Origin of the sequence: Kaistia sp. MMO-174 (genome assembly GCF_037147815.1) — a bacterium.
GTDB classification, from domain to species: Bacteria; Pseudomonadota; Alphaproteobacteria; order Rhizobiales; family Kaistiaceae; genus Kaistia; species Kaistia nematophila.
In genome coordinates this window covers 1-326 of sequence record NZ_JBBCUO010000026.1, presented here as the reverse complement: position 1 = coordinate 326, position 326 = coordinate 1, and the positions used below count along the sequence as shown (strand labels likewise).

The following is a 326-nucleotide window of genomic DNA, read 5'->3' as shown; positions in this document are numbered from 1 at the left end:
CGGTCTGGGGCGGAGGGTCCTCGTTTCTACCGGGCAACTCGGCCGGAACGTCGGCCACCGGAGCGCAGTACATTTAAGGCGAGATCAAAATGCTCAGGTTCACCCCCGAAAGTTGGTTCTGGATCATCGGTGGCGACGAAAGTCGCTTCTGGTCGAGCGCGGCCAACGCCTATGTCAGCACGCTACCGCCAGCGGCCGGCGTCACCCGCATCCTGAACGAGGCGGAGCTGATCGAGGCGCTGGCCCGTCTCGGAATGCCGGGGCCTCCGATCGCCCCCACAGTCGCCAACCTTCTCGCCTATGCGGCGGCGAAGCGCTTCGAGGTC

The 326-nt window shown here is 65.3% G+C and carries 1 protein-coding gene; it reads left to right on the top strand.

The genetic code is table 11. The features are described from left to right. Nucleotides 1–89 precede the first annotated feature (89 nt). A partial coding sequence (locus WFK98_RS27435) for a hypothetical protein (protein ID WP_336802527.1) occupies nucleotides 90–326 on the top strand: 237 nt, incomplete at its 3' end.